This window comes from Flavobacterium cupreum, assembly GCF_003996965.1.
Classification (GTDB): domain Bacteria; phylum Bacteroidota; class Bacteroidia; order Flavobacteriales; family Flavobacteriaceae; genus Flavobacterium; species Flavobacterium cupreum.
In genome coordinates this window covers 1-333 of sequence record NZ_QWDM01000148.1, presented here as the reverse complement: position 1 = coordinate 333, position 333 = coordinate 1, and the positions used below count along the sequence as shown (strand labels likewise).

Here is a 333-nt window from a genome sequence, read left to right as displayed (position 1 = left end):
TAATTTGCACCTGGATTATAGTGGACCTGATTTCGAGACAATGGTTTAAGCTGTTGCCGAGCAAATGGAGAATGGGCAATGAGCGAGATAAAGAAGCGCAAGGTACACGGACCGGATTACAAGGCGAAAGTTGGACTCGAGGCGGTTCGCGGCGTCAAGACGATCAACCAGATCGCACAGGAATTCGGCGTGCACCCAGTGCAGGTTGGGCAGTGGAAGAAGGAAATCCTGGAAGGCTCTAGCAAGCTCTTCGAGGGAAAGCGCGGCCCGAAGCCGATCAATGAACACAGCGAGCCCAATCACCTTTACAGCGAGATCGGCAAGCTGAAGATG

General features: G+C 52.9%; 1 protein-coding gene. It reads left to right on the top strand.

The window, feature by feature from the left end; translation table 11 throughout:
* Window positions 1–78: 78 nt before the first annotated feature.
* Window positions 79–333, top strand: a 255-nt coding sequence (locus D0817_RS25140) for a transposase (protein WP_134737807.1), incomplete at its 3' end; no start/stop codon positions are given.